Origin of the sequence: Promicromonospora sp. NPDC050249, assembly GCF_040656015.1 — a bacterium.
Classification (GTDB): Bacteria; Actinomycetota; Actinomycetes; order Actinomycetales; family Cellulomonadaceae; genus Promicromonospora.
The window spans coordinates 26715-33547 of sequence record NZ_JBFAKY010000049.1 but is presented as its reverse complement, the minus strand read 5'-3'; the positions used below and the strand labels follow the sequence as shown (position 1 = coordinate 33547).

The window sequence follows — 6833 nt, the reverse complement described above, 5'->3', positions numbered from 1 at the left end:
GGGCAGTGCCTGTAACTTACCAGGCCCTTTCGGACTTTTCCAAATCCTCGTCAGCCTGTCAGCCGGGAGAATTCTTCAACCATCCGAGGTATTTCTGATTTCCGTAACTTACCAGATTCTTTCGGCCGATCAAATTCGCTTCCGTTTCTCAGAACCGGAGGGAATTGCACCTGCCTGCCGAATATGGCACCACATCCTGTTCCGGGGAACACGAAGTTTCCCGGCCCTGCGATGTGGGTTCCAGCCCCGGCACGGCCACCCATCCGTTTCCGGCTGGTGTCCGTCTGCCCGTCGGGCTGACCTGGAGAACATTACACACGATCCCCCGTGGACGCCACTTCGCCCGGAGTGGCCTGCGGCACACTATGTTTCCGCAGGTCAGGGCCTGTTTTGAACAAGTCATGACACCCCCTGGTGGGCCTCTTGTGACCGGGGACACGTCGGACGACTTCCTGGACCCCGCCACGGTGCCGGACCGACCTGTCTTTGTCCTGCCCTGCACCGGCATTTTCCTGTTTGGGCCTCCTGATCGGTGCCACGCGCCTCGTATTACGTTCGGACCGTGACATCCGAGCCCGGGGCCGCGTCCCCCGCCCCCACCGTGCAGCCCACCGAGTCCGCCGAGGTACGGCGCACCACCACCACCGGCGTCGTACGCAGGGCCACCGCCGACGACGCGGCCGAGGTCGCGTGGCTTGCCGCCCTCACCTTCCCCCTTGCCTGCCCGCCCGAGGCCTCGCGCACCGAGATGGCGACGCACATCGCGCAGAAGCTGACCCCCGCGCGATTCCGTGAGTGGGCGACCAGTGACCGGCACGCGCTGTTCGTGTACGACGACGGCGTGCGCCTCCTCGGCTACGCGCTCCTCATCCTCGGCACCCCCGAGGGAGCGGCCGAGGCCGCGACCGTCCGGGAGGCGAGCGGGCGGCCGGCTCCCTACGTCGAGCTGTCCAAGATCTACGTACAGCCCGACGTGCAGGGCGGCGGTGTCTCCGGGGCGCTCATGCGGGCGGCCGCCGAGGTGGCGGACGAGCTCGGGCCCGGCCTGCCCTACTGGCTGGCCACGAACGCGCAGAACCTGCGCGCCCAGGCCTTCTACCGGAAGCACGGCTTCGAGGTGGTCGGCACGCGCACCTATGTGGTGGGCGGGCTGGAGCACGACGACGTGGTCCTCCTCCGGACGACCCGCTAGAAGCCCGGCGGCGCCGGCTCGCCGTCCGACAGCAAGGGGTGTGGCCGACGCCGGACGGCGTCGGCCACACCCCTTGCTCCCCTACCGGATCAGCAGCGCTTGGCGCGCAGCGACCGGATCTCGACGTACGAGCGCTCGGCGTTGCCGAACGAGTCGACCGGGAAGCCCGGTGCGGCCACCGAGGCGGCGTTGTCCTGCTCCCAGATGCCGTGCCGGCGTCCCGAGCCCGCGAGCGCCGACAGGAACTCGGTGTACGGCAGGTCGCCGGCCCCGAACTCCACGATGTCGTAGCCCCCGGTGTTGGCCGGGTTCGCGTCGCCGTCCTTGAGGTGCAGGAGCGGGTAGCGGTGCGGGTTGCGCTTGACGTAGTCCACCGGCTCGAAGCCCGGGTAGCGGTGCTTGCCCACGAACGCCCAGTAGACGTCCATCTCGAGGAAGACCTTCCTCGGGTCGGTGTTGTCGTAGAAGACGTCGTAGAGCCGGACGTCCGGGTTGTCGGTGGCGAAGCTGAACTCGCCGTCGTGGTTGTGCTGGTAGAACTTCAGGCCGCGGGCGGACGCCGCCGCCCCGAAGCCGTTGAACTGCTCGGCGGCGGCGAGGTAGCCCGCGACCGTGCGGTTGTTCGTCGGCGCCTGCGCGGTGCCGATGTGCTCCATGCCGAGGATCTCGGCGATGTCGAGCTCTCGCTCCATGTTGTTCGCGAAGTCGGCGATGCCGCGGTGCGACCCGACGGCGCGCAGCCCGTTGTCGTCGAGCAGCTGCCGGATCTCCTCCGGGGTGATCGCGCCGAGCTGGCCCTGGGTGTACCCGGCGAACTCGACCTCCGCGTAGCCCATGTCGGCGAGCCGCTCGAACACGGTGCGGAAGCCGAGCGAGGACACCTTGTCCCGGATCGAGTACAGCTGGATGCCGATGTGGCCGGCGGGCACGAGCACGCGGCCCCGGCCGGCGGTCGCCGCTCCGGTCGCCGCCGCGGGCGCGAGGGTCGAGGCGGCTGCGCTGCCCGCGAGTCCGGCGCCGGCCAGCGTGGCCGCACCCACGGCCACGGTGCCGCCGGCCAGCCTCAGGAAGTTCCTGCGGTTGACGTCAGTGCGTGATTCCATCACTGCTCTCCTTCGGTCTGAACGGCCCCGGTCGGGCCGGTCGAGCTCTGTGCGGCCGAGGAGGGCGCGCCGACGCCTCCACCGACCATCGTGATCGCGTCAACGTCGAGGCCGCCGGTGGCGGTGATGTAGAGCGTTCCCGTGGTGCTGCGGTCCCGGAACTGCAGGCCGACGTCCTGCCACGTGCGGGCGTTGACCCTCGCGCTGGCGAACGGCTTCGCCTTGGGCGAGCCCCAGCGCAGCTCGACCGTGCCCTTGCCGCGGATCTTCGCGGTGGCGCTGTCGATGCCGGACAGGTTCACGCGCTCCAGGGCGATCGAGTCACGCTTCGCCAGGCCGTCGACGTACGCGCCGGCCGAGGCCGCCTCGTCCTGGACCACCTCGACGCCCTTGAGGGTCGCGTGCTCCGCCTCCTGCAGCTTCGGGTTCAGGCGCAGCGTGGCCTCGCCCTTCGCGGGCGGCAGGCCGTTGGCCCCGTTGTCGGTGTAGGTGACGACGACCGCGCCGTACAGGTGCGAGCCGGCGCCGTGCTCCGGGGAGTTGGGGTCGGTCGGGAAGACACCCGTGCAGCCCGTGCCGGACACCTCGGGGTGGGCGTGCTCGTCGTGGCCGAGCCCGTAGGACCAGGCGACGCGGCTGCAGACCGTCTCGCTGCCGTCCTCGGCGTCCTGCGTGGTGACCTGGAACGACACCGCGTCGCCCCACTCGAAGAACCCGCCGTCGGCCGGGAACTCGACGGTGACCTCTGGTGCCTGGTTACCGACGCTGATCTCCTGTGAGGTCAGCGAGAACTTGGCTCGCGCGTCCGTGACCCGGAGCCGGGCCGTGTACACGTCGAGCTCGGTGTAGGTGTGGGTGGCCTGGGCCCCGCTGGCGTCGAACGTCCCGTCACCGTCGAAGTCCCACTCGTACGTCAGCGCGTCGCCGTCGGGGTCGGTCGAGGCGGACGCGTCGAACGAGACCTCGACGGGGGCGGACGACGACGAGGAGGGCGTGGCCGTGAACCGCGCCTGGGGCGCCTTGTTGCCCTCCGCGTAGTCGATCCGGTACAGCCCGGAATCGGGGTTCTGCCGGAAGAAGCCGTCGCCGTACTCCAGCACGTACAGGGAGCCGTCCGCGCCGAACTCGAGGTCGATCGGGTTGTCGTTGCGGAACATCCCCGCCGCCTCCAGCGCGGTGTTGGGGAAGAAGTCCTCGATCTCGCCCACCAGATACGTGGACCAGTCCACGCTGAACGCCGCGAGGTAGTCCTGCGAGAACTCCCCGAAGAACGCCTTGCCGTCCCAGACCGAAGGGAACTTGCCCGGCGCCGTCTCGTCCGCGTCGTAGTGGTAGACCGGGCCGCCCATGGGCCCCTGCCCCGTACCGGAGCCGAAGTTCACGAGCTCGTCGCGCGGCTGCTGCCCCGGCTGGTCGCCGTAGTACAGGGTCGCGGTCCGGGCCGGCGGAAGCTCGGTCAGGCCGGTGTTCCAGCGGGAGTTGTTGACGGGTGCCGCGCAGTCGAAGAACTCGCGCGGCGTCGCGGTCTCGAAGTTCCACTCGTTGTAGGCGGCGTTCGGTCCGTGGCAGTACGGCCACCCGGAGTTGTGCGGGTCGTCGAGCCCGACGGCGTTCCACTCCACGTAGCCCATCGGCCCGCGGTCCGGGTTCGCCGCGCCGGCGTCGGGGCCGTAGTCCGCCCAGGTGAGCGAGCTCGTCTCCGGGTCCACCTCGATGCGGAACGGGTTACGCACACCCATCACGAAGATCTCGGGACGGGTGCCCTCGGTGCCCGGGGCGAACAGGTTGCCCTCGGGGATGTCGTAGGTGCTGCCGGCTCCCGGCGGTGCGCCGGCCGGGATCTCGTCCTTCACGTCGATCCGCAGGATCTTGCCCCGCAGGTCGTTGGTGCTTCCCGCCCCGCGACGGGCGTCGAAGCCCGGGTTCATGTTCGGGGCGTCGTTGTTCGGGGCGTACCCGTTGGCGCCGGGCGTGCCGGCCGGGGTGTTGTCACCCGTCGACAGGTAGAGGTTGCCCTCGCCGTCGAAGTCGATGTCCGCGCCGACGTGGCAGCACTGGCCGCGCTGCACCTCGATGTCGAGGATCGGCTGCTCCGAGGCCGGGTCCAGCGCGTCACCGGTGAACGTGAACCGCGACAGGCGGTTGACGCCCACCCACCGGTCCCAGTAGCTCTCGTCCTCGCCCGCCGGCAGCGTGTTGGGTGCGTTGCCCGCCGGCGTGTCCGCCGCGCCGTCGCCGTCGGCGTCCCGCGGTGCGTACACGAGGTAGACCTCGTTGCTCTCCGCGAAGTCCGGCGCCAGGGCGATGCCCTGGAGGCCGTCCTCGGAGTTCGCGTACACGTCGAGGGTGTTGACCAGCTTGGTCACCCCGGTGGCCGGGTCCGTCAGCCGCACCTGGCCGTTGCGGGCCGTGTGCAGTACCCGCGAGTCCGGAAGGACCGCCATGTCGATGGGCTCACCGACGTCCTTGGTGAGCAGGATCTTCTCGTAGTTGCCCCAGTCGGTGTCGGCCGCTGCCTCGGTGTCCTGGGTGTCGTGGCTCGGGTGGCCCGGGTGGGCGGACGCCGTCGGCGTGGCCAGCAGGGCCGATCCGACCAGCGCGGCCGCCGCGGCCACCGCGAACGTCTTCTTTTGGCGCGCTCGCGCGCGTGCCTGGATAGTCTTCATGCGTGATGCAGCTCCTCGTCGAGTTTCGTCACGCAGGCCGGGCCTCGTCCGCACTCCCATTCGTCCGGGGCCCGGTCCTGCTCAGTGCATTTGCTGGCTCAGCAGGTCTGCGTCAGCGCGTCGAGAATGCCGCGTCGAACGCGGAGTCCGGCGCGTCGAACGCGTGGGACCGCACGAACTCCAGTGCCTCCGGCGCGCCGACGAGACGGTCCATGCCTGCGTCCTCCCACTCCACGGAGATCGGGCCGTCGTAGCCGATCGTGTTGAGCATCCGGAACGCGTCCTCCCACGGGACGTCTCCGTGCCCTGTCGACACGAAGTCCCAGCCGCGGCGAGGGTCCGCCCACGGCAGGTGCGAGCCCATGCGGCCGTTGCGGCCGTTCGTCATGCGCTTCTTCGTGTCCTTGCAGTCCACGTGGTAGATCCGGTCCTTGAAGTCCCAGAGGAAGCTGACCGGGTCCAGGTCCTGCCAGACCATGTGGCTCGGGTCCCAGTTCAGGCCGAACGCCTCGCGGTGGCCTATCGCCTCAAGGGTCCGGACGGTGGTCCAGTAGTCGTAGGCGATCTCGCTGGGGTGCACCTCGTGCGCGAACTTGACGCCTACCTCGTCGAAGACGTCGAGGATCGGGTTCCAGCGGTCGGCGAAGTCCTGGTAGCCGGCCTCGATCGTGGCGTCGGAGACGGGTGGGAACATCGCCACGTACTTCCAGATCGCGGAGCCCGTGAACCCGACGACCGTCTTCACCCCGAGCTTGGCGGCCAGCCGCGCGGTGTTCTTCATCTCCTCGGCGGCACGCTGCCGCACGCCCTCGGGGTCCCCGTCGCCCCATACCCGGTCGGAGACGATGTCGCGGTGCCGCTGGTCGATCGGGTCGTCGCAGACGGCCTGGCCCTTGAGGTGGTTCGAGATCGCCCACACCTTCAGGCCGTGCCGCTCCAGCAGCTCCAGGCGCCCGGCGACGTACTCGTCGTCGTCCCAGCGCCAGGGGTCGAGGTGGTCGCCCCAGCAGGCCAGCTCCAGGCCCTCGTAGCCCCACTTCGAGGCGAGGCTCGCCACCTCCTCGAGCGGGAGGTCGGCCCACTGGCCGGTGAACAGGGTGATCGGTCGTGCCATTTTCTTTCCTCCTGTGCGTGACGGTCCGGCGTCGCCGGTCGTACCCATCGGTCTTGTCAGGTCGCCCGCCTGCGCAGCAGGACGACGACGGTCGCCACTCCCGCGACCACGAGCGCCACCAGCGCCCAACCCGTCCAGGCCGGCAGGCCGCCGGACGCCGGCGACCCGTCGTCCGCCGCGCCGGCCGCGTCCGCCTCAGGGTTGACGCCTGCGGCGTCCGAACCGGCCGGCTCGGACTCGGACTCGGGCGCCGCGGACTCGGACGGCAAGGCGGCCGGGGCGACGACGTCGATCTCCACCTCGACCTCCGCCTTCTTCGGCTCCTTCACCTGCGCTGCCACCGTCCAGTGCCCCTCACCGAGCAGCTCGGGCTCTGAGCGGTACCAGCCGACCCCCTCGGACGCCGAGACGAGCGTGACGGGGCCGATCTCCTCACCGTCGTCGGACACCGCCCGCACGATGACGACTGCCGACTCCTCGACGGGGTGCCCGTCACCCGCCCAGGCCAACGCCGCCGAGACACCGCCCGCGCCGTCCGTGCCGAGCTCGATGTCGATCTTGCCGCCGTGCGCGGCGGCCGGAGCCATGGCGGCGGGCGCGACGCCGAGCCCGAGCGCCAGCAGGAGCGCCGCGCCGAGGCGTGTGAACCGTTCCATGTTCGTTCCTCTCCGACTCACAGGGGGCCCTTGGTCACCAGTCCTTCCGCTGACCTCGGGCCATGGTGCGACGGGGCGTGCACCGGCGACCGGTGCACGCCC

Annotated in this window: 5 protein-coding genes; 1 reads left to right on the top strand and 4 read right to left on the bottom strand. The window is 70.2% G+C overall.

Annotation, left to right across the window (positions count from 1 at the left end):
• The first annotated feature begins 562 nt into the window (after positions 1-562).
• Positions 563-1192, top strand: coding sequence for a GNAT family N-acetyltransferase (locus tag AB0I32_RS25350; protein ID WP_357511139.1), 630 nt, complete (start codon positions 563-565; stop codon positions 1190-1192).
• 89 nt (positions 1193-1281) lie between these two features.
• Here the strand turns inward: AB0I32_RS25350 and AB0I32_RS25345 are convergent, their stop codons facing one another.
• The 4 genes from AB0I32_RS25345 to AB0I32_RS25330 all read right to left on the bottom strand — a co-directional run bounded on the left by AB0I32_RS25345 (position 1282) and on the right by AB0I32_RS25330 (position 6731).
• Entirely contained in the window at positions 1282-2295 is a 1014-nt protein-coding gene (locus AB0I32_RS25345) for a sugar phosphate isomerase/epimerase (protein ID WP_357511137.1), read from the bottom strand.
• Entirely contained in the window at positions 2295-4961 is a 2667-nt protein-coding gene (locus tag AB0I32_RS25340) for a PQQ-dependent sugar dehydrogenase (protein WP_357511135.1), read from the bottom strand. The genes AB0I32_RS25345 and AB0I32_RS25340 overlap by 1 nt, the downstream gene beginning before the upstream one ends.
• Before the next feature lie 112 nt (positions 4962-5073).
• Positions 5074-6075 carry a sugar phosphate isomerase/epimerase family protein gene (locus tag AB0I32_RS25335; protein WP_357511133.1) on the bottom strand — a complete coding sequence of 334 codons (1002 nt, stop codon included), beginning with the start codon at positions 6073-6075 and terminating at the stop codon, positions 5074-5076.
• Between the two features lie 56 nt (positions 6076-6131).
• Positions 6132-6731, bottom strand: a complete 600-nt coding sequence (locus tag AB0I32_RS25330) for a hypothetical protein (RefSeq protein ID WP_357511131.1) — start codon at positions 6729-6731, stop codon at positions 6132-6134.
• Positions 6732-6833 lie beyond the last annotated feature (102 nt).